This window comes from Streptomyces sp. NPDC087310 (genome assembly GCF_044744405.1).
GTDB lineage: Bacteria > Actinomycetota > Actinomycetes > Streptomycetales > Streptomycetaceae > Streptomyces.
Genome location: NZ_JBIUYF010000002.1, coordinates 466,570 through 488,473, shown reverse-complemented (window position 1 = coordinate 488,473; position 21,904 = coordinate 466,570). Strand labels below are relative to the sequence as shown.

General features: G+C 72.3%; 20 protein-coding genes. 19 read left to right on the top strand and 1 reads right to left on the bottom strand.

The annotated features are described in order from the left end of the window. Window positions 1–66: 66 nt before the first annotated feature. The 10 genes from hydA to ACIO3P_RS07925 all read left to right on the top strand — a co-directional run bounded on the left by hydA (window position 67) and on the right by ACIO3P_RS07925 (window position 12,038). Entirely contained in the window at window positions 67–1,473 is a 1,407-nt protein-coding gene (gene hydA, locus ACIO3P_RS07970) for a dihydropyrimidinase (RefSeq protein ID WP_329827990.1), read from the top strand. A gap of 17 nt (window positions 1,474–1,490) precedes the next feature. Continuing rightward, complete coding sequence (locus tag ACIO3P_RS07965) at window positions 1,491–2,492, top strand: TIGR03842 family LLM class F420-dependent oxidoreductase (protein WP_329827989.1); 1,002 nt, start codon at window positions 1,491–1,493, stop codon at window positions 2,490–2,492. A 182-nt stretch (window positions 2,493–2,674) separates the two neighbouring features. Further along, window positions 2,675–4,222 carry an NCS1 family nucleobase:cation symporter-1 gene (locus ACIO3P_RS07960; RefSeq protein WP_329827987.1) on the top strand — a complete coding sequence of 516 codons (1,548 nt, stop codon included), beginning with the start codon at window positions 2,675–2,677 and terminating at the stop codon, window positions 4,220–4,222. A gap of 67 nt (window positions 4,223–4,289) precedes the next feature. After that, complete coding sequence (locus ACIO3P_RS07955) at window positions 4,290–5,636, top strand: 6-phospho-beta-glucosidase (protein WP_329827986.1); 1,347 nt, start codon at window positions 4,290–4,292, stop codon at window positions 5,634–5,636. Between the two features lie 93 nt (window positions 5,637–5,729). Further along, entirely contained in the window at window positions 5,730–6,167 is a 438-nt protein-coding gene (locus ACIO3P_RS07950) for a VOC family protein (protein ID WP_329827985.1), read from the top strand. Window positions 6,168–6,405: 238 nt separating this feature from the next. After that, a complete protein-coding gene (locus ACIO3P_RS07945) occupies window positions 6,406–8,010 on the top strand; it encodes an ABC transporter substrate-binding protein (RefSeq protein ID WP_401848514.1) in 1,605 nt (534 codons plus the stop codon). Next, window positions 8,007–8,960 carry an ABC transporter permease gene (locus tag ACIO3P_RS07940; protein WP_329827983.1) on the top strand — a complete coding sequence of 318 codons (954 nt, stop codon included), beginning with the start codon at window positions 8,007–8,009 and terminating at the stop codon, window positions 8,958–8,960. Before ACIO3P_RS07945 ends, ACIO3P_RS07940 begins: the two co-directional genes overlap by 4 nt. Then, complete coding sequence (locus tag ACIO3P_RS07935; protein ID WP_401848516.1) at window positions 8,957–9,859, top strand: ABC transporter permease; 903 nt, start codon at window positions 8,957–8,959, stop codon at window positions 9,857–9,859. Before ACIO3P_RS07940 ends, ACIO3P_RS07935 begins: the two co-directional genes overlap by 4 nt. Further along, window positions 9,856–10,986 carry an ABC transporter ATP-binding protein gene (locus ACIO3P_RS07930; protein WP_329827982.1) on the top strand — a complete coding sequence of 377 codons (1,131 nt, stop codon included), beginning with the start codon at window positions 9,856–9,858 and terminating at the stop codon, window positions 10,984–10,986. The genes ACIO3P_RS07935 and ACIO3P_RS07930 overlap by 4 nt, the downstream gene beginning before the upstream one ends. Next, window positions 10,983–12,038 (top strand): ABC transporter ATP-binding protein, encoded by a 1,056-nt coding sequence (locus ACIO3P_RS07925; RefSeq protein ID WP_401848517.1) that lies wholly within the window; start codon window positions 10,983–10,985, stop codon window positions 12,036–12,038. The genes ACIO3P_RS07930 and ACIO3P_RS07925 overlap by 4 nt, the downstream gene beginning before the upstream one ends. Here the strand turns inward: ACIO3P_RS07925 and ACIO3P_RS07920 are convergent. Next, complete coding sequence (locus ACIO3P_RS07920) at window positions 12,018–12,887, bottom strand: LysR family transcriptional regulator (RefSeq protein ID WP_401848519.1); 870 nt, start codon at window positions 12,885–12,887, stop codon at window positions 12,018–12,020. The genes ACIO3P_RS07925 and ACIO3P_RS07920 overlap by 21 nt on opposite strands. A 96-nt stretch (window positions 12,888–12,983) precedes the next feature. Between ACIO3P_RS07920 and ACIO3P_RS07915 the strand changes: the two genes are divergently transcribed. The 9 genes from ACIO3P_RS07915 (at window position 12,984) to ACIO3P_RS07875 (ending at window position 21,858) form a co-directional block, all read left to right on the top strand. After that, window positions 12,984–13,118 (top strand): hypothetical protein, encoded by a 135-nt coding sequence (locus ACIO3P_RS07915; protein WP_329827979.1) that lies wholly within the window; start codon window positions 12,984–12,986, stop codon window positions 13,116–13,118. 294 nt (window positions 13,119–13,412) lie between these two features. Continuing rightward, a complete protein-coding gene (locus ACIO3P_RS07910; RefSeq protein WP_401848520.1) occupies window positions 13,413–14,300 on the top strand; it encodes a sulfurtransferase in 888 nt (295 codons plus the stop codon). A 15-nt stretch (window positions 14,301–14,315) separates the two neighbouring features. After that, a complete protein-coding gene (locus ACIO3P_RS07905) occupies window positions 14,316–15,218 on the top strand; it encodes an ABC transporter permease (protein WP_329827977.1) in 903 nt (300 codons plus the stop codon). An 8-nt stretch (window positions 15,219–15,226) separates the two neighbouring features. Continuing rightward, window positions 15,227–16,093, top strand: coding sequence for an ABC transporter ATP-binding protein (locus ACIO3P_RS07900; RefSeq protein ID WP_401848522.1), 867 nt, complete (start codon window positions 15,227–15,229; stop codon window positions 16,091–16,093). Then, window positions 16,090–17,082: an ABC transporter substrate-binding protein gene (locus ACIO3P_RS07895; protein WP_401785730.1), complete on the top strand. Its 993-nt coding sequence runs from the start codon at window positions 16,090–16,092 to the stop codon at window positions 17,080–17,082. The genes ACIO3P_RS07900 and ACIO3P_RS07895 overlap by 4 nt, the downstream gene beginning before the upstream one ends. A 37-nt stretch (window positions 17,083–17,119) precedes the next feature. Continuing rightward, window positions 17,120–18,229 carry an LLM class flavin-dependent oxidoreductase gene (locus ACIO3P_RS07890; RefSeq protein ID WP_401785731.1) on the top strand — a complete coding sequence of 370 codons (1,110 nt, stop codon included), beginning with the start codon at window positions 17,120–17,122 and terminating at the stop codon, window positions 18,227–18,229. Window positions 18,230–18,435: 206 nt separating this feature from the next. Continuing rightward, window positions 18,436–19,764: an FAD-binding oxidoreductase gene (locus ACIO3P_RS07885; RefSeq protein WP_401848843.1), complete on the top strand. Its 1,329-nt coding sequence runs from the start codon at window positions 18,436–18,438 to the stop codon at window positions 19,762–19,764. A gap of 139 nt (window positions 19,765–19,903) precedes the next feature. Beyond that, a complete protein-coding gene (locus ACIO3P_RS07880) occupies window positions 19,904–20,341 on the top strand; it encodes an SH3 domain-containing protein (RefSeq protein ID WP_329827974.1) in 438 nt (145 codons plus the stop codon). A 302-nt stretch (window positions 20,342–20,643) separates the two neighbouring features. Continuing rightward, on the top strand, window positions 20,644–21,858 hold the full coding sequence (locus ACIO3P_RS07875; RefSeq protein ID WP_401848524.1) for an ABC transporter substrate-binding protein: 1,215 nt from the start codon (window positions 20,644–20,646) through the stop codon (window positions 21,856–21,858). The last annotated feature ends 46 nt before the right edge of the window (window positions 21,859–21,904 follow it).

Below are 21,904 nucleotides of genomic sequence, written 5' to 3'. Positions count from 1 at the left end.
GGCCCGGCCGGACCGCACCCGCCCCTCCCCCCTCCCACCGACCGTACGAAAGGGAGCGCCACCAGCATGAGCAGCACCCGCACCCTGATCCGCGGCGGGCTCGTCATCACCGCCGCCGACGAGACCCACGCCGATGTCCTGATCGAGGACAGCAGGATCGTCGCCCTCGCCGCGCACGGCTCCGACGTGGCCGCGGGCTGGACCGCCGGCCGTACGATCGACGCCACCGGCAAGTACGTCATCCCGGGCGGTGTCGACGCGCACACCCACATGGAGATGCCCTTCGGCGGCACCTTCGCCGCGGACACCTTCGAGACCGGCACCCGCGCCGCCGCCTGGGGCGGCACCACCACCCTCGTCGACTTCGCCATCCAGTCCCCGGGCCAGGCCCTGCGCGCGGGGCTCGACGCCTGGTTCGCCAAGGCCGACGGCAACTGCGCCATCGACTACGGCTTCCACATGATCATGGCGGACGTCAACGAGAGCTCGCTCAAGGAGATGGACCTCCTCGTCCAGGAGGGCGTGACCAGCTTCAAGCTCTTCATGGCCTATCCGGGCGTCTTCTACAGCGACGACGGGCAGATCCTGCGGGCCATGCAGCGCGCCTCGCACAACGGCGGGCTGATCATGATGCACGCCGAGAACGGCATCGCCATCGACGTCCTCGTCGAACAGGCCCTGGCCGCCGGACACACCGACCCGCGCTACCACGGCGAGGTACGGAAGGTCCTGCTGGAGGCCGAGGCCACCCACCGCGCGATCCAGCTCGCGCGGGTCGCGGACGCCCCCCTCTACGTCGTGCACGTCTCGGCCGAGGAGGCCGTCGCCGAACTCGCCGCCGCCCGCGACAAGGGGCTGCCCGTCTTCGGCGAGACCTGTCCGCAGTACCTCTTCCTCTCCACCGACAACCTGGCCGAACCGGACTTCGAGGGCGCCAAGTACGTCTGCTCCACCCCGCTGCGGCCCAAGGACCATCAGGCGGCCCTCTGGCGCGGGCTGCGCACCGACGACCTCCAGGTGGTCTCCACGGACCACTGCCCGTTCTGCTTCTCCGGACAGAAGGAGATGGGCCGCGGCGACTTCTCCAAGATCCCCAACGGGCTGCCCGGCGTGGAGAACCGCATGGACCTGCTCCACCAGGCCGTGGTCGAGGGGCACATCACCCGGCGCCGCTGGATCGACATCGCCTGCGCGGCCCCCGCCCGGATGTTCGGTCTCTACCCGCGCAAGGGCACCATCGCGCCGGGCGCCGACGCCGATGTCGTCATCTACGACCCGCACACCGAGCAGACCGTCTCCGCCGAGACCCACCACATGGCCGTGGACTACTCCGCGTACGAGGGCAAGCGGCTCACCGGCCAGGTCGAGACGGTGCTCTCCCGGGGCGAACTCGTCATCGACCGGCGGCAGTTCACCGGACGGGCCGGACACGGCCAGTACACCCCCCGCTCTCTCTGCCAGTACCTCGACTGAACCCAGGAGCGACAGCCATGGACTTCGGACTCGTCCTCCAGACCGACCCGCCCGCCTCCGCCGTCGTCGACCTCATGCGGCGCGCGGAGCGCAACGGCTTCCGGTACGGCTGGACCTTCGACTCGGCCGTGCTCTGGCAGGAGCCGTTCGTCATCTACAGCCGCATCCTGGAACACACCACCACCCTGACCGTGGGCCCCATGGTCACCAACCCGTCCACCCGGACCTGGGAGGTGACCGCCTCCACCTTCGCCACGCTCAACGAGATGTACGGCAACCGCACCGTGTGCGGCATCGGCCGCGGTGACTCCGCCCTGCGCGTCGCGGGCCGCAAGCCCAACACCCTCGCCACCCTGGGCGAGTCGATGGGCGTCATCCGCGACCTGGCCGAGGGCCGCGAGACCACCGTCGACGGGAAGACACTGCGGCTGCCGTGGGTACGGGACGGGAAACTGCCCGTGTGGATGGCGGCGTACGGGCCCAAGGCGCTGGCGCTCGCCGGGCAGAAGGCCGACGGGTTCATCCTCCAGCTCGCCGATCCGTTCCTCACCGAGTGGATGATCAAGGCCGTCCGCACGGCGGCCTCCGACGCCGGACGCGACCCGGACGCGATCACCATCTGTGTCGCCGCGCCCGCCTATGTGAGCGACGACCTCGCCCACGCGCGGGAGCAGTGCCGGTGGTTCGGCGGGATGGTCGGCAACCACGTCGCCGACCTCGTGTCGCGCTACGGGGAGCACTCCGGGCTCGTACCGGACGCGCTCACCACGTACATCAAGCAGCGCGAGGGGTACGACTACAGCCACCACGGCCGGACCGGCAACCCGTCGACCGATTTCGTCCCCGACGAGATCGTGGACCGCTTCTGCCTGCTCGGCCCGGTGGAGGCGCACATCGAGAAGCTGAAGGCGCTGCGCGCGCTCGGCGTCGACCAGTTCGCCCTCTACGACATGCACGACGCGAAGGAGGCGACGATCGACGCGTACGGCGCGGAGATCATCCCGGCGTTCCAGGACTGACCGGTCCCTGTTTTTCAGGACCGACCGGTCGCTGTTTTTCAGGACCGACCGGTCGCTGTTCCAGGACCGGTCCCGGCCCCGTCGGCCCGGTCTCCCCGCCCGCTCCCTCCGCGTAACTCCCCGCCCGCACGGCCTCGTTCGACGTCCCCGACACCCGCCCTCGAACGAAGGGTCCCGCCGTCATGACCGCGACCGTACCGCCCGCTCCCTCCGCCGAGGGACCGATAACCGACCCCCAGGGCCGCGTCGAGCTGCCGCCCGGCGCGGTCCCCGAGGACAGCCGCTTCGCCAACGCCGACCTGCTGCCCGTCCCGGTGGCGCGGCGCCGCTGGACGACGTACAACTTCGCCGCCCTCTGGGTCGGTATGGCGCACAACATCCCGTCCTGGCTGCTGGCGTCCGGCCTGGTCACCCTGGGCATGGACTGGAAGCAGGCGGTCCTCACGATCGCGCTGGCCAATGTGATCGTGCTCCTGCCGATGCTGCTGACCGGGCACGCGGGGCCGAAGTACGGCATCCCCTTCCCGGTGCTCGCCCGCGCCTCGTTCGGGCTGCGCGGCGCCAATCTGCCCGCGCTGATCCGCGCCGCCGTCGCCTGCGCGTGGTTCGGGATCCAGACCTGGATCGGCGGGCAGGGCATCTTCGTCCTGCTCGGCAAGATCTTCGGCGGCTGGGCGGAGGCGTCGCGGATCGGCGGCCAGCCCTGGACGCTCTGGCTCTGCTTCCTGCTCTTCTGGGCGCTCGAACTCGCCATCATCTACCGGGGGATGGACACCCTGCGGCGGTTCGAGAACTGGGCGGCGCCCTTCGTGATCGTCGGCGCGCTGGTCCTGCTGGTCTGGATCACCGTCAAGGCGGGCGGTCTCGGCCCACTGCTCGACCAGCCGTCCGAACTGGGCTGGGGCGCGGAGTTCTGGCCCGTCTTCTTCCCCTCGCTGATGGGGATGATCGCGTTCTGGTCCACCCTGTCGCTGAACATCCCCGACTTCACCCGCTTCGGCGCCGGCCAGCGCGCCCAGATCTGGGGACAGACGCTCGGCCTGCCCACGACCATGACGCTCTTCGCGCTGCTCTCGGTCTTCGTCACCTCCGGATCGCAGGCGGTGTACGGCGCCGCCGTCTGGGACCCGGTCGAGCTGGCGGCGAAGACGGACAATGTCTTCGGGCTGGTGTTCGCGCTGGTGACGGTGCTCGTCGCGACGATCTCGGTGAACATCGCGGCCAATGTCGTCTCCCCGGCCTACGACCTCGCCAACCTCGCCCCGAAGATCATCAACTTCCGTACGGGCGCGCTGATCACCGGGGTCGTCGGCGTCCTGATCATGCCGTGGAAACTCACCGCCACCCCCGAGCTGTACATCTTCACCTGGCTCGGACTGGTCGGCGGGCTGCTCGGTACGGTCGCGGGCATCCTGATCGCCGACTACTGGATCGTCCGGCGCACCGTGCTCGACCTCGCCGCCCTCTACCGGCCCGGCGGACCGTACTGGTACACGCGCGGCTGGAACCCGCGGGCCGTGCTCGCCTTCGTCGTCGGCGGTGTGCTGGCGGTGGGCGGCTCCCACTCCGCGCCAGGGAAGGGCCCCTTCCCCGAGGACGGCCTGATCCCCTTCCTCAAGCCGCTCGCGGACTACGGCTGGGCGGTCGGACTCGCGGCCTCCCTGGCGGTGTATCTGGTCCTGACCCCGCCGTCCCGGCGTACGGGCGCGAAGATGGTCCCGTACGAGTGACCAACGCCCCCGCGGGCCCGGCCGCACACGCCGTGCTCACGGAGGCCGGTGTGAAAGTGGTGCGGGTGTGAAGCTGACGATTCTCGGCGGCGGCGGGTTCCGGGTCCCTCTGGTGTACGGCGCTCTCCTCGGCGACCACGCGGAGGGGAGGGTCACCCAGGTCACCCTCCACGACCTGGACGCCGGCCGGCTCGGAGCCGTCGCCCGGGTCCTCGCCGAACAGGCCAGGGACGTCCCCGACGCGCCCGCCGTGACCGCCACGACCGACCTGGACGAGGCGCTGCTCGGCGCCGACTTCGTCTTCTCCGCGATCCGCGTCGGCGGGCTCGAAGGGCGCGCGGCGGACGAGCGGATCGCGCTGGCCGAGGGCGTCCTCGGCCAGGAGACGGTCGGCGCGGGCGGCATCGCGTACGGGCTGCGCACCGTGCCTGTCGCCGTCGACATCGCCCGGCGGGTGGCGCGCCTCGCGCCGGACGCCTGGGTCATCAACTTCACCAACCCGGCCGGACTGGTCACCGAGGCCATGTCCCGCCACCTCGGCGACCGGGTCATCGGCATCTGCGACTCGCCCGTCGGCCTGGGCCGCCGGGTCGCCCGGGTGCTCGGCGCCGACCCCGACCGCGCGTGGATCGACTACGTCGGCCTCAACCACCTCGGCTGGCTGCGCGGACTGCGCGTCGACGGCCGCGACGAACTGCCCCGGCTGCTCGCCGACCCCGACGCCCTCGGCTCGTTCGAGGAGGGCAAACTCTTCGGCGCCGACTGGCTCCGCTCGCTCGGCGCCGTCCCCAACGAGTACCTGCACTACTACTACTTCAATCGTGAGGCCGTCCTCGCCTACCAGCAGGCCGAGCAGACCCGCGGCGCCTTCCTCCGGGACCAGCAGGCCCGCTTCTACGAGGAGGTGGCCCGCCCCGGCGCCCCCGCGCTGCGCACCTGGGACCGTACCCGCGCCGAGCGCGAGGCCACGTACATGGCGGAGAACCGCGAGACCGCGGGGGCCGGTGAGCGGGACGACGCCGATCTGGAGTCCGGCGGCTACGAGCAGGTCGCGCTCGCGCTGATGCGGGCCGTCGCCCGCGACGAACGCACCACGCTCATCCTCAACGTCCGCAACCGGACCACCCTCGCTGCGCTCGACGCCGACGCCGTCATCGAGGTGCCCTGCCTGGTGGACGGCGACGGCGCGCACCCCGTCGCCGTCGCCCCGCTGCCGTACCACGCCACCGGACTGGTCTGCGCGGTCAAGGCGGTCGAGCGCGAGGTGCTGGCCGCCGCCGAGAGCGGTTCGCGCGCCTCGGCCGTCGCGGCCTTCGCGCTGCACCCGCTGGTGGACTCGGTCTCCGTCGCCCACCGGCTCCTGGACGGCTACCGCGCCGAACACCCCGGTCTGGCCTATCTCGACCGTCCATGACCCACGGCCCGGTGGCGACCGGGCCCCCCACCACCCGTCCTGCCGTCGGATCCGCCCGTCGGCTCCGTCCCCCTTGAGGCAAGGAGACAGCGCATGGCTCTCGCACCCTTCCACCTCGCCGTCCCGGTCGACGACATCGAGGCCGCCCGGAGGTTCTACGGCGGCGTGCTCGGCTTCGCCGAAGGCCGGTCCGACACCCGGTGGATCGACTGGAACTTCGGCGGCCACCAGGTCGTCACCCACCAGGTCGGCGACGGCCCCTCGGGGGCTCCCCGGGACGGCGTCGCGGGCACCAACCCCGTCGACGGACACGAGGTGCCGGTGCCGCACTTCGGACTCGTCCTGCCCGTCGAGGAGTTCAAGGACCTCGCGGCCCGGATGACCGCGGCCGGCACGGAGTTCGTGATCGAGCCCCACGTCCGCTTCGAGGGCGAGCCCGGCGAGCAGTGGACGATGTTCTTCCTCGACCCGGCCGGAAACGCCCTGGAGTTCAAGGCATTCGCGGACATCGGCCGGCTCTTCACGGTCTGACGGGCGCCGGTCCGGAGCCGGTCCGGAGCCGATGCGGATCAGATCCGGCGCCACGGGCGGCGTCTTCCGGAGGGGCGAGGCCGCCCGAATGGGCGACGGCGCCCGAATTGCCGTGCCGGGTTACCCGATCTTCATCGAAAACACCGGCCGAGCGCGGGCCTCGCCCTTGTCGTGGGTATGTATGCGAAATACGGTCGGCGGTATTCCTTGATCGGCTCCCGGCGGGAGGCAGAATCTCGTGCGCCGAACACCCCACGCCCTGGCCCTCGCTCTGACGCTGCTCCTCTCCGGCTGCGCCTCGCTCCAGTCCTCCGAGACCGGGGCCGGCGGGGTACGGATGACCGACGACCGGCCCGTACGCGACGGCGGCACCCTCACCGTCGCGCTCAACGCCGACCCCGACAAGCTCGATCCGAGCCTCGCCCAGACCCTCGTCGGCCGCACCGTCTTCGCGGGCATGTGCGAGAAGCTGTACGACATCGACCAGCACGGGACGATCGTCCCGCAGCTCGCCACCGCGCTGCCCGCGGTCTCGGCCGACGGCCGTACCGTCACCGTACGGGTCCGCGGTGACGCCCGGTTCAGCGACGGCACCCGGCTCGACGCCCGCGCCGTCGTCGGCTCCCTGCTGCGCCACCGCGATCTGCCGGGCTCCGCCCGTGCCACCGAACTCGCCCCGCTGGAGCGGGTGGAGGCCACCGGGCCCGACACCGTACGCATCACCCTCAAGCAGCCGTACGTGCCGCTCACCGGGGTGCTCGCGGACCGGTCCGGGATGGTCATGTCCCCGGCCGCGCTGAAGAAGTACGGCAAGGACTTCACCAACCACCCCTCCTGCGTCGGGCCGTTCCGCTTCGTCGAGCGGGTCGGCGGCGACCGGATCGTGCTCCGGAAGGACCCCCGCTACTACGACGCGGACCGGGTCCGCCTCGACCGCGTGATCTACAAGCCCATCCCCGACGGCACCGTACGCCTCGCCAATCTGCGCTCCGGCGACATCCAGGTCGGCGACCAGATGGCCCCCGTCGACGTCCGGGGCGCGCAGACCGAGCCGAAGCTCCAGGTCTTCAACTCGCCGTCCCTCGGCTACCAGGGCATCGGCCTCAACGTCGGCAATGTGAAGGGGCTCGGTGAGAAGCCGGGGAGGATCGACACCCCGATCGCGCGGGACGTCCGGGTCCGTGAGGCGTTCGCGCTCTCCCTCGACCGGGAGCTGATCAACAAGGTCGTCTTCCAGGGGATGTACGAACCGGCCTGCGGCCCCGTCTCGCCCGGCTCCGCCATCGCACCCGGCGTGGACCCCGCGCGGTGCCCGAAGCGGGACGCCGAGCGGGCCAGGCGGCTGCTGGCGGAGGCGGGGGTGAGGACGCCCGTACGGATGGAGCTGAAGGTCTCCACCACCCCCGAGTCCAGCAGGCTGGGCCAGGTCGTCCAGGCCATGGCCAAGGAGGCGGGCTTCGCGGTCACCCTGCGCCCCACCGAGTACGCCACGCTGCTGGAGGAGACCGACAACGGCGCCTTCGACGCGTTCACCAGCGGCTGGTCGGGGCGGCTCGACCCGGACGGCAACATCGCGAGCTTCCTCAGGACCCAGGGCGCGATGAACGCGTACGGGGTCTCCGACCCAGGCATCGACGCACTGGTCGCCCGGGGCCGCACCGAGGCCGACCCCGGCGAACGCACCAGGATCTACCAGGAGTTGACGCGCCGGGTGAACGCCGAACACGCCCTCATCTATGTCTACCGGCAGAAGAACTACGCCGTCGCCACCAAGGCGGTCGCCGGGGTACGGATCTACGGCGACGGACTCGTCCGCGTCGCGACCGCCGGATACGCCCGATGACCCGCCATCTGCTCACCCGGCTGCGCCAGTCCCTGATCACCCTCTTCCTGGTCAGTGTCGTCGTCTTCGCGGGCATCAGGGCGCTGCCCGGCGACCCCGCACTCGCCCTCGCCGGGGAGGAGCGCAGCCCCGAGGCGCTGGCCGCTGTCCGGGAGAGCTACGGGCTGAACGACAACATCGCCGTCCAGTACGGGCGTTACGTCGGGCACGCCCTCACCGGCGATCTGGGCACCTCCTCCCGTACGGGTCTTCCGGTCGCCGACGCCATCGCCGAGGCGCTGCCCGTCACCCTCGAACTCGCCGCGCTTTCACTGCTGTTGGCCATCGTCGTCGGTATCGGGTCCGGGGTCGTCGCCGCCGTACGGCGCGGCCGGCCCGAGGAGTGGCTCGCCAACGCCATCGCCCTGCTCGGGCTCTCCGTGCCCACCTTCTGGCTCGGCATCGTGCTGGTGCTCACCTTCGCCATCGCCCTGCCCGTCTTCGCGGCCTCCGGCTACGTGCCGTTCGCCACCGACCCGCTCGACAACCTGCGCCGTATGGTGCTGCCCTCGATCGTGCTCGGATCAGGACTCGCGGCGGTCGTGATGCGCCAGACCCGCGCCGCCATGCTCGACTCGCTCTCCGCCGACTACGTCCGTACCGCACGCGCCAAAGGTCTGACGCGGCGTCAGGTCATCGGCGGACACGCCCTGCGCAACTCCCTGGTCACGGTGGTGACCGTGCTCGGCCTCCAGCTCGGCCACCTCATCTCCGGCGCCGTCGTCACCGAACAGATCTTCGTCCTGCCGGGCTTCGGCAAGCTCACCATCGACGCCGTCTTCACCCGCGACTACGCGACGCTGCAAGCCGTGGTGCTGTGCACCTCCGCCGCGTACATCCTCATCAACCTGCTGGTCGACACGGTCTATTCGGTGATCGACCCGCGCATCAGGCTCGGAGGTGCCCGGTGACCCCACCCGTCCGTACGGTGCGCGGACCGGCCGCGGCGGCGGTGTACGCCACGAGGGCCGCGACGAGTGGCCCCCGGATGCGGGCCCTGCGGGCGAACCGGCTCGCGCTCACCGGCTCCGTCATCGCGGCGGTGTTCGTGCTGGCCGGACTCCTCGCCCCGCTGATCGCCCCGTACGACCCGGCCCGGCCGGACTTCACCGACGTCCTCGCCCCGCCCGGCCTCTCGCACTGGCTGGGCACCGACGACCTCGGCCGCGACCAGCTCTCCCGCATGATGTACGGCGCACGCGCCTCGCTCCAGGTCGGTGTGGTCGCGGTGGCGTTCGCCTTCGTGGTCGGCGTACCGCTCGGACTGCTCGCCGGGTACTACGGCCGGTTCGCGGACAGCGCGGTCTCCCGGCTCACCGACACGATGCTGGCCTTTCCCTTCCTGGTGCTGGCGGTCGGCCTCGCCGCCGTCCTCGGCCCCTCGCTGACCAACGCGACCATCGCCATCGGGATCGCGCAGATCCCCGCCGTCATCCGGATCAGTCGCGCCGAGACGCTCCGGCTGAAACACACCGACTACGTGGCGGCGGCGGTGGCGAGCGGCGGCGGCGACACCACCGTCCTCGGCCGCCACATCCTGCCCAACGCGTCCTCCGCGCTCATCGTCCAGGCCACGGTCGGCATCCCCACCGCCATCATCGGCGAGGCGCTGCTCAGCTTTCTGGGCCTGGGAGTCCAGCCACCCGAACCCTCACTCGGCGTGATGCTCTCCGGCGCGCAGTCCTTCCTCGCCCCCGCGCCCTGGCTGGCGGTCTTCCCCGGGCTGGCGATCGTCGCCGCCACGCTCGCCTTCAACCTGCTCGGCGACGGGCTGCGCGACGTCCTCGACCCCCGGGGAGGCACCCGATGAACACCGGCTCCGTGACAGAACCCACCGGCACCGGCGGCCCGGCAGGGGTGCCGCCCGTGCTGAGCGTGCGCGACCTGTCGGTGTCGTTCCGCTCCGCCACCCGGACCGTGCACGCCGTCGACTCCGTCTCGTTCGACCTCGCCCCCGGTGAAGTCCTCGCGGTGGTGGGGGAGTCGGGGTGCGGCAAGTCCGTCACCTCCATGGCCGCCATGGGCCTCCTGCCGCCCACCGCGACGGTGACGGGCTCCATCAGGCTCGGTGGCCGGGAACTGGCGGGCGCCCCGGACAAGGAGCTGCGGAAGGTACGCGGCAAGGACATCGCGATGATCTTCCAGGAGCCGATGACCTCACTGAACCCGGTCCTCACCATCGGCCGGCAGATCGGCGAAGTGCTCCGCAGACACCAGGGGTTGACCAGACGCCAGGCCAGGGAGCGGACCGTGGAACTGCTGGCGCTGGTCGGCATCCCGGCGCCCGCCCGGCGCGCCGGGGAGTACCCGCACCAGCTCAGCGGCGGCATGCGGCAGCGCGTGATGATCGCCGTCGCCGTGGCGTGCGACCCCGGGGTGCTGATCGCCGACGAACCCACCACCGCACTGGACGTCACCGTCCAGGCGGGCATCCTGGAGGTCCTGCACGCGCTGCGGGAACGGCTCGGCACGGCGATCGTCCTGATCACCCACGACCTCGGCGTCGTCGCCGACACCGCCGACCGGGTGCTGGTGATGTACGCGGGCCGCGCCGTCGAACAGGCCCCGGTGCACGAGCTGTTCGCCGCGCCCCGGCACCCGTACACGGCGGGCCTGCTGGGCGCGGTGCTGCGCCCGGGAGCCGGACCAGGGGCCGGACCGCGATCCGGACCAGGGGCCGGTACGGACCCGGGCGCGCGGACCGTGAAGCGCCGGCTGACGGAGATCCCCGGACTCGTCCCCAGCCTGGACGAACAGCCGGACGCCTGCACCTTCGCCCCGCGCTGCGCCCGCGCCGACGACCGGTGCACCCGGGCGCGGCCCGCCCTCGAACCGGCGGGCGCGGCCACGTACCACCTCGTCGCCTGCCGGCACCCTCACCCCGTCCATGACCCGTCCAGCGCGGACCCGCCCGCCGCCGAGGAGGACAGCCCGTGACGACCGAACCGCCCGTTCTCGAACTCGCCTCCCTCACCCGGCACTTCGCGGCGGGCAGCGGGACGGTCCGCGCCGTCGACGGGGTCACCCTCACTGTCGCGCGCGGTGAAGTCCTCGGCCTGGTGGGGGAGTCGGGGAGCGGAAAGTCCACGGTCGGGCGGTGCGCCGTACGGCTCGACGAGCCGACCTCCGGAACCGTACGGATCAACGGGAGCGACATCACCCGCCTCTCGCGCCGCGCGCTGCGCCCGTTGCGCAAGCGGTTCCATCTGGTCTTCCAGGATCCGTCGTCCTCGCTCGACCCCCGGATGACCGTCGGCCGGATCGTCGCCGAGCCGCTGCGACTCCACGGGATCGCCCGCGGCGAGGCCGCCCGCTCGCGGGTCGCCGCGCTCCTCGCCCAGGTGGGGCTGCGGCCCGAACACATCGACCGGCACCCCCATGAGCTGTCCGGCGGCCAGCGTCAGCGCGTCTCCCTCGCCCGCGCCCTCTCCGTCGACCCGGATCTGCTGGTCGCCGACGAGCCGACCTCGGCGCTCGACGTCTCCGTCCAGGCGTCCGTCCTCAATCTGCTCGCCGACCTCCAGCGCGACCGGGGTTTCGGCTGTCTCTTCATCACCCACGACCTCGCGGCCGTGGAGTTCCTCGCCGACCGGATCGCCGTGATGTATCTGGGGGAGATCGTCGAACTGGCCCCGACCGCCGAGCTGTTCGCGTCGCCCAAGCACCCGTACACGCAGGCGCTGCTCTCCGCGGCGCCCGTACCCGACCCGGTCGCCCAGCGCTCCCGCGAGCGCATCGTCCTCAGCGGGGAGCTGCCGAGCCCGCTCGCGCCACCGCCCGGCTGCCGCTTCCACACGCGCTGCCCGGTCGCGGTGGACCGGTGCCGTACCGAGGTTCCCGAACCGCGGACGCTGCCGTACGCGTCGGGGGCGGCCGGCGGCCGGCAGGTCTCCTGCCATCTCGTCGCCGACGACGGCTCAGCGCCGGACGCCGGGGCCGCCGCCCACGCCCGCGGCGCGCGGCCGGCGTCAGTGCGCGGCGGGGGCTGAGCCCGCCGAGAGCAGCGCGCTGACCGCCGCGACCGCGCCCGCCACCATCGCGGGATCGGCGCCCCGCCTGGCGTGCGCGCTCATCCGGATCGCCGGGACCGGCGGCAGGTCATGGCGCTCGGTCAGCCCGTCGGGCCGCTGGCCGACCGAGGCCAGCAGCGCGGCGCCGAGCCCGGCGCGGGCGGCGTCCAGGACCCCGGCGAGATAGCCCGCGTCACAGACGACGGTGGTGGGTATGGCGCGTTCCGCGAGCACACCCAGGGCCCGGCGCCGGATCGCGCAGGGCTCCTCGACGGCCACCAGCGGCAGCGGCGCCGGCGCCTCCGGCAGCACCCAGTCGGGCGCCGCGTACCAGCTCAGGGGCAGGCCGCCGACCGGGGTGCCCTCCGTACCCGCCGCCTCCGTCACATACACCGCGAGATCCACCGTGCCCCGCTCCACGGCTTCCACCAGCCGGGCCGAGCGGTCGATGCGGAACCGCACCCGGCACTCGGGCCGCGCCTCGCGCACGGCGGCGGTCAGCAGCGGCAGGATCTGGTCGGCGGCATGCTCGGTGGAGCCGATGACGACGGAGTCCCCGGCGTCCCCGAGCAGCGTACGGACCGCCTCGTCGTGTACGGCGAGAACGCGGCGGGCCTGCTCCAGCAGGCGCGCGCCGTCCGCCGTGAACCGGGTGCCACGGCCCTCGCGTTCGACCACCGGGCGGCCCAGGGTCTTCTCCAGCCGCCGTACGTGCTGGCTGACCGCGGACTGGCTCAGCGCCAGGGCCTCGGCGGCGCGGTGGAAGCCGCCGCGGTCCGCGACCGCGACGAGGCTGCGCAGCGCGGTGATGTCCAGAACGGGTGCCATGGCCGCACGCTAGCACCCATCGATCAGGGAACGTGATCGATGATGAGTGCGAATCGTCGTTGGACGTGTGACCGGTACGTCAGCCATGCTGGGGCCATGTTGCGAACCGTGCACGGGGTGGCCGTCGAGCCCAACCCCTTCGACGCCCGGCGGCGTGCCGCCCTGGGCGCGCCGCTGACGCAACGCCGCGTGGTCGACTTCGGCCTCGTCAACAGCGCTCGCTGTCGCTGAACACCCTGATCACGCGCTGATCCCCTGCCGCCGCCCGTCGGGCGCCGCGCCGTGCCGCGGGTCCGTCCGGTCGGCGCCGACGCAGGACGCGCCGTCCCGCCCGAGGTGACGCGCCCCGCCGTACCTCCCCGGTGGTCCCGGCAGTCCCGGTGCCCCCACCTCTCCCGCCGCACCCGTCCGTACCCCCGCCCGGCCTGACCCGCGCGCGTTCAGCGCCGTACGCACGCGGTCCGGCGGGTGCCCGCTGCCCTGCCGTAACCGCCGAGACGTCCCCACCCCGCCGGAGGCGACCGTATGCCCGCGCATGCCACCACTCCCCATGGCACCACCGCCCACTGTGTGCTGACCACGGTCCCCGAACTGGAGGGGCTGCTCGCCTCCTCCCACCCGCCCGTCGTCCTGGACGTGCGGTGGGCCCTCGGCGATCCGCACGGCCACGCCCACTACCGCGCCGGTCACATCCCCGGCGCCGTCCACGCCGGCCTCGACACCGAACTCGCCGCCCCCGCCACGCCGCACGACGGCCGGCACCCGCTGCCCGGCGTCGATGTCCTCCAGGCGGCGGCGCGCCGCTGGGGCATCAGCGCCGGGCGGCCCGTCGTCGTGTACGACGACAACGGCAACACCGCCGCGGCCCGCGCCTGGTGGCTGCTGCGCTGGGCCGGGGTCGCCGAGGTGACCCTGCTCGACGGCGCGCTCGGCGCCTGGCGCGGCGCCGGACTCCCCGTGGAGACCGGCGAGACGGTGGCGGAGCCCGGGGACATCACCCTCACCGCGGGTCACCTGCCCACCGTCGACGCCGACGAGGCCGCCGCACTGGCCCGGTCGGGCACCCTGCTGGACGCCCGCGCCGCCGAGCGCTACCGGGGCGAGACCGAGCCCGTCGACCCCCGCGCCGGCCACATCCCGGGCGCCCGCTCGGCCCCCACCGGCGAGAACCTCGCCCCCGACGGTACGTTCCTGCCGCCGGACGCCCTGCGCGCCCGCTTCACCGCGCTCGGCGCGGGTGGCGCGGACGGCACCGGGCCCGTCGCCGTCTACTGCGGGTCCGGTGTCACCGCGGCCCACCAGATCGCCGCACTCGCCCTCACCGGCACCGACGCCGCCCTCTTCCCCGGCTCCTGGTCCGCCTGGTCCGCCGACCCCGCCCGCCCCGCCGCCACCGGCCACCAGCCGGGCTGATCGAGAGGAACCGAGATGTCAGTGCAGGAACACACTGCCCCCGGCACCGCCCCACCGCCCGACACACACACGGTCACGGAGGTGCGTACGGCCCCGGTCAAGGCCCCCCGTCTCACCATCAGGCCCGCACGGCAGGCCCGGCGCGGGATACGCGTCCCCCGGTGGGCGCGGCGCGCCAGCGGACCCGTCGGGGTACTCCTCGCCTGGTACGTGGCGAGCGTGACCGGCGTCCTGCCTTCGAGCGTCCTCGCCTCGCCGGTCGACGTCGTACGCCAGGCGTGGGACCTCACCGCCAGCGGCGAACTCCCCAGCGCCATCGCCGCGTCCGGGAAACGGGCCGCGACCGGCTTTGTGATCGGCGCCGTGATCGCCCTCTCCCTCGCGCTGGCCGCCGGCCTGTTCCGGCTCGGCGAGGACGTCATCGACTCCTCGATGGGCATGTTCCGGGCGATCCCGTGGGTGGGGCTGATCCCGCTGTTCATCGTCTGGTTCGGCATCGAGGAGACCCCGAAGATCGCCCTGGTGGCGCTCGGAGTCACCTACCCCCTCTACTTCAACATCTACGGCGGCATCCGCTCCGCCGACTCCCAACTCATCGAAGCGGCACGGATGCTGGGCCTCGGCAGGCTCGGACTGATCCGCTACGTGATCCTGCCGTCCGCACTCCCCGGCGCGCTGATCGGACTGCGGTACGCCCTGTCCACCGCGTGGCTCGCGCTGGTCTTCGCCGAGCAGGTCAACGCGAGCAACGGCATCGGTTATCTGATGAGCAACGCCCAGCAGTACTTCCGTACCGATGTGATCGTGCTCTGCCTCGCCGTCTACGCGGTCCTGGGGCTGATCTGCGACTTCATCGTGCGGCTGCTCTCCAAGCGCCTGCTGAGCTGGCGGGCGTCCTTCGACGGCGACGGGGCGTGAGGAACGCGATGAGCACGCATACACATACGCAGACATCTACGCGCACATCTGTGCATACGGGCACGCACGTCGACGCGAGTGTGGAGATCCGCGGCCTGACCCGGACCTTCGACGGCAGGACCGTCATCGACGGACTCGACCTCACCATCCGGCAGGGCGAGTTCGTGGCCCTGCTCGGACAGAGCGGCTGCGGCAAGAGCACCCTGCTGCGCATCCTGGCCGGGCTGGACGACGAGATCAGCGGCGAGGTCACCGTGCCGAGCCGCCGCTCCGCCGCCTTCCAGTCGCCCCGGCTGATGCCCTGGCTGAAGGTGTGGCGCAATGTCGTCCTCGGTCTGCCCGGCAGGCCGGACCGGGAGCTGGCCACCCGCCATCTCGCCGAGGTCGGCATCGAGCAGCGCGCCGGCGTGTGGCCCAAGACCCTTTCCGGCGGCGAGGCGCAGCGTGTCTCGCTCGCCAGGGCTCTGGTACGGGATCCCGAACTCCTGTTGCTGGACGAGCCGTTCGGCGCCCTGGACGCGCTGACCCGGGCCAAGGCGCAGCGGCTGGTGGGCGAGTTGTGGCAGCGCCACGGCTGCTCGATCCTCCTGGTCACCCATGACGTGGAGGAGTCGCTGCTGCTGGCCGACCGGGTCCTGGTGATGGACGCGGGCGGCATCGCGCACGAGGTGACCGTGGACCTGCCCCGCCCCCGTGCTCTCGGCTCACCCGAATTCGTCGCCCTGCGCAGCCAGTTGCTGGCCTGGCTGGGGGTACGGGACGCCTCCGCCGACCCGGCTCAGGACCCCGCCGCCGCCCACACCCCCGAAGCCGACCCCGTACCCACGCCGGAAACGGCACCGGGGACGAAGACCCTGGAAGGAACCCCCTCATGACCCGGAGCCCCCGCGCCCTCGCCGCCGCGCTCGCCCTGTCCGTCCTCGCCCTCGTGACGGCCGGATGCGGTACCCAGGACGACGGCGCGGCCTCCGGCCCGGCCGGCGCCGCCTCCGACGTCACCCTCACCCTCGGCGACCAGGCCAAGAACCTCCAGACCCTGGCGAACGCCGCCGGTGCCTTCAAAGGCGCCCCGTACCAGGTGAAGTGGGCCGAGTTCGAAGGCGCGGCGCCGCTGTTCCAGGCGGCCCAGGCGGGCGCGGCGGACACCACGTACGCCGCCGATCTGCCCACGCTCCAGGCGCTCAGCGGAGGCGTGCCGATCAAGGCGGTGGCCGCGCTGCGCAACGACGGCACGTCCGTCGGCATCGTCGCCCAGAAGAACTCGACGATCAGGAAGGTGGCGGATCTCAAGGGCCGGACGGTCGTGGTCTCCTCCGCCAAGGGCAGCATCTCCGAGTACCTGCTCGCCAACGCCCTGCAGCAGGCCGGACTCTCGTACTCCGACGTCAAGGTCAAGTACCTGCTGCCGACCGACGCGCAGGCCGCGTTCAGCGCCGGGAAGATCGACGCGTGGGCGATCTTCGGCGTCTACAAGGCGGTGGCGACCCAGCAGGGCGGCCGGGAGATCGTCAACGGCGCCGACGGCCGGGTCAGCGGCTACGGATTCATCGGCGCCACCGACAAGGCGCTGGCCGACCGTTCGAAGAAGCAGGCCCTCACCGACGCGGTCGAGCGGCTCGGCACCGCCCTGACATGGGCCAGGACCCACCCCGACGCGTACGCCGCCGCCATCCGGAAGAACAACGGCGCCTCCGCCGAGGTCGCCACCACCATCGTCAGCCAGAGCTACGGCGAACTGGTCCCGATCACCCCCGAGGTGACGCGGTCGGTCCAGAAGGTCGCGGACACGATGCACGGCATCAAGGTCCTGGACCCGAACGTCACGGTCGCCGACTCCGTCGACACCAGCATCCACGCCAAGTAACCCCGCCGCCCGCCCCGTTGTCAGGAGTCCGCCCGCCATGCCTGTCGAATTCATCAGCGCCGTCCACCCCAACCCCACCTTCGACGGAACCTCCACCTTCGGCCGGGGCATCGACCCCGACTTCACCCGCCGCTACGCCCGCGCCCTGGACGACGGCGGCTTCGACTACACACTCGTCGCCTACCACTCGTCGTCCGCCGACGCACTCCAGCTCGCCCAGTTCGTCGCGAACAACACCGAGCGCCTGAAGCCGATGCTCGCCCACCGCCCCGGTGTCATCTTCCCGACGCACGCGGCCCGCGCCTTCGCCACCCTGGACCGGATCAGCAAGGGCCGGCTGGCCGTTCACATCATCTCCGGCGGCAGCGACCAGGAGCAACGCCGCGAGGGCGACTACCTCAACAAGAGCGAGCGCTACGACCGGTCGGACGAGTACATCCAGATCCTGCGCAAGGTCTGGTCCGCCGACGGACCCGTCTCGCACGAGGGCACGCACTACCGGTTCGAGGACTTCGTCTCCGACGTCACCCCGTACCACGGCACCATCCCCGTCTCGGTCGGCGGCTCCTCCGCCGACGCGTACCGGGTCGGCGGAGAGCAGGGCGACATCTTCGGCCTCTGGGGCGAGCCGCTGAAGGAGACCTCCGAGCAGATCGCCGCCGTCAACGCCGTGGCGGACGCGGCGGGCAGGACCCGGCCGCGCATCTGGGTCTCGTTCCGCCCGATCATCGCCCCCACCGACGAGCTGGCCTGGGAGAAGGCGCACCGGATCCTCGGACAGGCCAAGGAGGGCGCCGCCGAGCGCGCGCGGAACCAGCACGCCCACCACTACCCGGCGCCCGGCGCGGGCCGTCCGGCCAACGTCGGCTCCCAGCGGCTGCTGGACATCGCGGCCCGGGGCGATCTGCACGACCGCGCGCTGTGGACGCCGCTGGCCACCGCCACCAACGCGGCGGGCAGTTCGACCGCGCTCGTCGGCTCGCCCGAGACCGTCGCCGCCGCGCTGCTGGACTACGTCGACATCGGCTGCGAGCTGCTCTCCATCCGCGGCTGGGACCCGCTCAACGACGCGATCGACTACGCGCGGTACGTACTGCCGCTGGTACGGCAGGAACTCGCGTCCCGCGAAGCCCGCACCGCCGCCTGAGCCCGGTCCTGCCCGCCGTTCCGGAGCCCGGCCTCCCCGCCCTCCGGGGCCGGGCTCCCCGCCCCCGACCCGACCGAGGAGCCCGCGTGACCCTCACCCATCAGCAGCCCCACCAGCCCCCGCGGCACCCCGGCCACCACCCCGCTCACCAGCCCACCGCGCAGGCCACCGCCGCCGCCCAGCTCCTCGGCCTCCTCGCCCGCGACCTGGCCCCCGACCGTCTCACCACCGACCCGGCCGCCACCGCCGCGTACGCCACCGACCGCTCCGGCGCCCGCCCCGACGGCCAGCCCATGGCCGTCGTGCACGCCGCGCACGCCGACGACGTACGGACCACCCTCCGCCACGCCGACGCGCTGCGCGTCCCCGTCGTCCCCCGGGGCGCGGGCACCGGCCTCTCCGGCGGCGCCACCGCCCCCGAAGGCTCCCTCGTCCTCGACCTGGCCCGGATGAACCGCGTCGTCGAACTCTCCCCCGACGACCAGCTCGCCGTCGTGGAACCCGGAGTGGTCACCGCCGACCTCGACCGGGCCGCCGCCGCGCACGGGCTGCGCTACGCTCCCGACCCGGCCAGCGCCGCGATCTCCACCATCGGCGGCAACATCGCCACCAACGCAGGCGGCCTGCGCTGCGCCAAGTACGGGGTCACCCGCGACAGCGTCCTCGGCCTGGACGCCGTACTCGCCGACGGCACCCTCCTGCGCACCGGCCGCCGTACGGTCAAGGGCGTCGCCGGGTACGACCTCACCGCGCTGCTCACCGGCTCGGAGGGCACACTCGGCGTGATCACGGCGGCGACCGTACGGCTGCGGCCGATCCCGGTCGCGACCTCGACCGTCGCCGCGTACTTCGCCGGCTTCGCCGCCGCGGCGGCTGCCGCGACCGCCCTCACCGCGGCCCGGATCGAACCCGCCATGGCAGAACTGCTGGACGGCCCCGTCCTCTCCGCCATCGACGACGCGCAGGGCTCCGGCCTGCGCGGCAAGGGCGCCGCGCTGCTGCTCGTCCAGTGCGACGGGGCCGGCGCGGCGGCCGAGGCGGCGCGGGTCGCGGCCCTCCTGCGCGGCCGCGCCACCTCCGTCGAACTGACCGACGACGAGGCGGAGGCCCAGGACCTGCTCGCCGCGCGCCGGCTCGCCCTGCCGTCCCTGGAGCGCCTGGGCCGCCCCCTCATCGAGGATATCGCCGTGCCCCGCTCCCGGCTGGCCGAGGCGGTACGGGAGATCGAGACGATCTCGGCGCGCCACGGTGTACCCGTCCACACCCTCGCCCACGCCGCCGACGGCAACCTCCACCCGATCCTCGTGATCGACCCGGCGCTCCCCGAGGTCCCGGACGCGGCCTGGGCCGCCGCCTCCGACATCTTCGCCACCGCGCTGCGCCTCGGCGGCACCCTCACCGGCGAACACGGGGTGGGCACGCTCAAGCGCCGCTGGCTCGCCGACGAGCTCGGGGCCGAGAGCGTGGCGCTGCACCACCGGCTGAAGTCCGCGTTCGACCCGCACGGCATCCTCAACCCCGGTAAGGCGATCTGACACCTCGGTAAGGCGATCCGACAAACCGACCGCGCGCTGTCCCAACTCCCTATTCGGGTGAGGTTTCTGTCCGGCTCTGGCGGTTGTGCCGCCCGGCGTGCCATAAGGAGGTAACGCCCAAAAGGGAAAGAGGATGACGATGTCCGCACTTCGCATCAAGAGCCACCTCGCCGCCGCGCTCGCGGTACTCACGCTCGCCGGTTCCGCCGCCCTCGCGACCACCCCGGCGACGGCCACTCCCGCGACCGCCACCCCTGCGTCCGCCACCCCCGCGACCGTCACCACCGCGACGGCCACCCTCGCGTCCCCGGCTCCTCCGGTCGCGGTGCCGGCGCCCGCCGCCGAGCCGAAGGGGCGGGTCGTCTCGCGGCTCACCCTGTCCATCCGTGAGCGGCCCACCGCGAACTCCGGATACCTGGGAGGTATCCAGCCGGGTACGGTCATCGCCCTGTCCTGCAAGGTCGTCGGCCAGAACGTGGACGGCAACAACCTCTGGTACCTCCTCGGCAACGGACGCCCCGGCTATGTCGCGGCCCGGTACGTCGAGAACCTGTCACCGGTGCCGTACTGCCGCTGATCCCTCCGCACATGCGTCGGGCCGCCACCCGGAATCCGGGTGGCGGCCCGACGCATGTGCGGAGGGCCGAACGCGCCTCGGTGATTCATCCAAACTCTGCCCCGGTTCACGGCTCAATAACGCTGCTGTGAGGGGAGAACCGATCCCTTGACACTGGATACATCCGATGTTTTGATGCGCGGAACGCCAGAAGGGACCGGCACGAGCAAAGGCACCCGGCTCAGCACCACCCGGCCCACCATCACCCCGGTCAAGCAGCCATACACGACGAAGTGGATGTCGCAATGAAACAACGGCTTTGCGTGAGTGCCACGGCGGCGGGCGCCGCGATGGTGCTCGCGCTGACGGGATGCTCGTCCAGCACGGGCGCGGCGGGTCAGTCGAAGGACAGCCTCGTCTGGTCGATGTGGATATCGGGTACGGCGGACAAGGCGGCCTGGCAGAAGGTCGCCGACGAGGCCGGCGGGAACGGCGGGGCGAAGGTCACGGTCCAGGGCTCGCCGTTCAACGACTACTGGACCAAGCTCCGTACCCAGCTCGGCACCGGCGGCGCGCCGTGCATCGTCACCGTACAGAGCCTGCGGGCGGCCAACTACACCGACGTCCTGCGCCCGATCGACACGTACACCAAGAGCTCGGGCACCGATCTGACGGCCTTCGACGCGACGGCGCTGAACGGTATGAAGGTCGACGGCAAGCTGTACGCCCTGCCGTACGACACCGGCCCGTTGATGATGTTCTACAACAAGGACCTCTTCCGGCAGGTCGGCGCGCAGCCGCCGAAGCCGGGGTGGACGGTCGCCCAATTCGAGGCCGCCGCCGCGAAGTTCAAGGCGGCGGGGAAGACGATGTTCGCCTCGACGGTCGAGGACCTCAACCTGGAGTCGATGATCCTCGGCTACAACGGCGGCCGGGTCATCACCTCCGACGGTCAACTCGACCCGGAGAACCCGAAGTTCGCGCAAGGGCTCGACTGGCTCTCCGCCCTGGTGAAGAAGGGCGGGGCGACCCAGGCGAGCGCGGACGGCTCGGCCGACGACAACGCGTTCGTCGACCAGAAGGCCGGGCTCTACGTCGACGGCCCCTGGTCGCTGCTCCAGCAGAAGTCCAAGGTGTCGTTCCCGCTCGGTGTGACCACCATCCCGTCCGGCACCTCAGGACCTTCGAGCTTCTCGGCGGGCTCCGGCTTCGGCATATCGAAGCAGTGCAAGTACCCCGAGCAGGCGTACCGGGCCATCGAGACCATGACCAGCGAGAAGATCCTGACCTCACTCGCCCAGCAGGGCAGGGCGTTCCCGGCGCGTACGGCGGCGCAGAAGACCTGGTACGCCAACGCGGGCATCGACGGCGCCGAGTCCGTCTTCACCGTGGCGCAGAAGGCCGCCACCCCGCTGCCGGGCAACAAACAGAGCGACCAGCTCAACCAGTTGTTCGTGCAGTACGCGATCCAGGCGGTCAACGGCCAGGCCACGGGCGCGGAGACCATGAAGTCCATCGCGGGGCAGCTCGCCCAGTGACGAGCGCGATGGTGCCGTCACCGGTCCCTCCCGGTGACGAGGACGG

Bases quoted from the DNA above. Each gene is read 5' to 3' on its own strand.
- ACIO3P_RS07965 (WP_329827989.1), top strand. From the start codon at position 1,491: ATGGACTTCGGACTCGTCCTCCAGACCGACCCGCCCGCCTCCGCCGTC.
- hydA (WP_329827990.1), top strand. From the start codon at position 67: ATGAGCAGCACCCGCACCCTGATCCGCGGCGGGCTCGTCATCACCGCC.
- ACIO3P_RS07895 (WP_401785730.1), top strand. From the start codon at position 16,090: ATGACCCGGAGCCCCCGCGCCCTCGCCGCCGCGCTCGCCCTGTCCGTC.
- ACIO3P_RS07940 (WP_329827983.1), top strand. From the start codon at position 8,007: ATGACCCGCCATCTGCTCACCCGGCTGCGCCAGTCCCTGATCACCCTC.
- ACIO3P_RS07890 (WP_401785731.1), top strand. From the start codon at position 17,120: ATGCCTGTCGAATTCATCAGCGCCGTCCACCCCAACCCCACCTTCGAC.
- ACIO3P_RS07900 (WP_401848522.1), top strand. From the start codon at position 15,227: ATGAGCACGCATACACATACGCAGACATCTACGCGCACATCTGTGCAT.
- ACIO3P_RS07950 (WP_329827985.1), top strand. From the start codon at position 5,730: ATGGCTCTCGCACCCTTCCACCTCGCCGTCCCGGTCGACGACATCGAG.
- ACIO3P_RS07915 (WP_329827979.1), top strand. From the start codon at position 12,984: ATGTTGCGAACCGTGCACGGGGTGGCCGTCGAGCCCAACCCCTTCGAC.
- ACIO3P_RS07910 (WP_401848520.1), top strand. From the start codon at position 13,413: ATGCCCGCGCATGCCACCACTCCCCATGGCACCACCGCCCACTGTGTG.
- ACIO3P_RS07920 (WP_401848519.1), bottom strand. From the start codon at position 12,887: ATGGCACCCGTTCTGGACATCACCGCGCTGCGCAGCCTCGTCGCGGTC.
- ACIO3P_RS07960 (WP_329827987.1), top strand. From the start codon at position 2,675: ATGACCGCGACCGTACCGCCCGCTCCCTCCGCCGAGGGACCGATAACC.
- ACIO3P_RS07880 (WP_329827974.1), top strand. From the start codon at position 19,904: ATGTCCGCACTTCGCATCAAGAGCCACCTCGCCGCCGCGCTCGCGGTA.
- ACIO3P_RS07905 (WP_329827977.1), top strand. From the start codon at position 14,316: ATGTCAGTGCAGGAACACACTGCCCCCGGCACCGCCCCACCGCCCGAC.
- ACIO3P_RS07930 (WP_329827982.1), top strand. From the start codon at position 9,856: ATGAACACCGGCTCCGTGACAGAACCCACCGGCACCGGCGGCCCGGCA.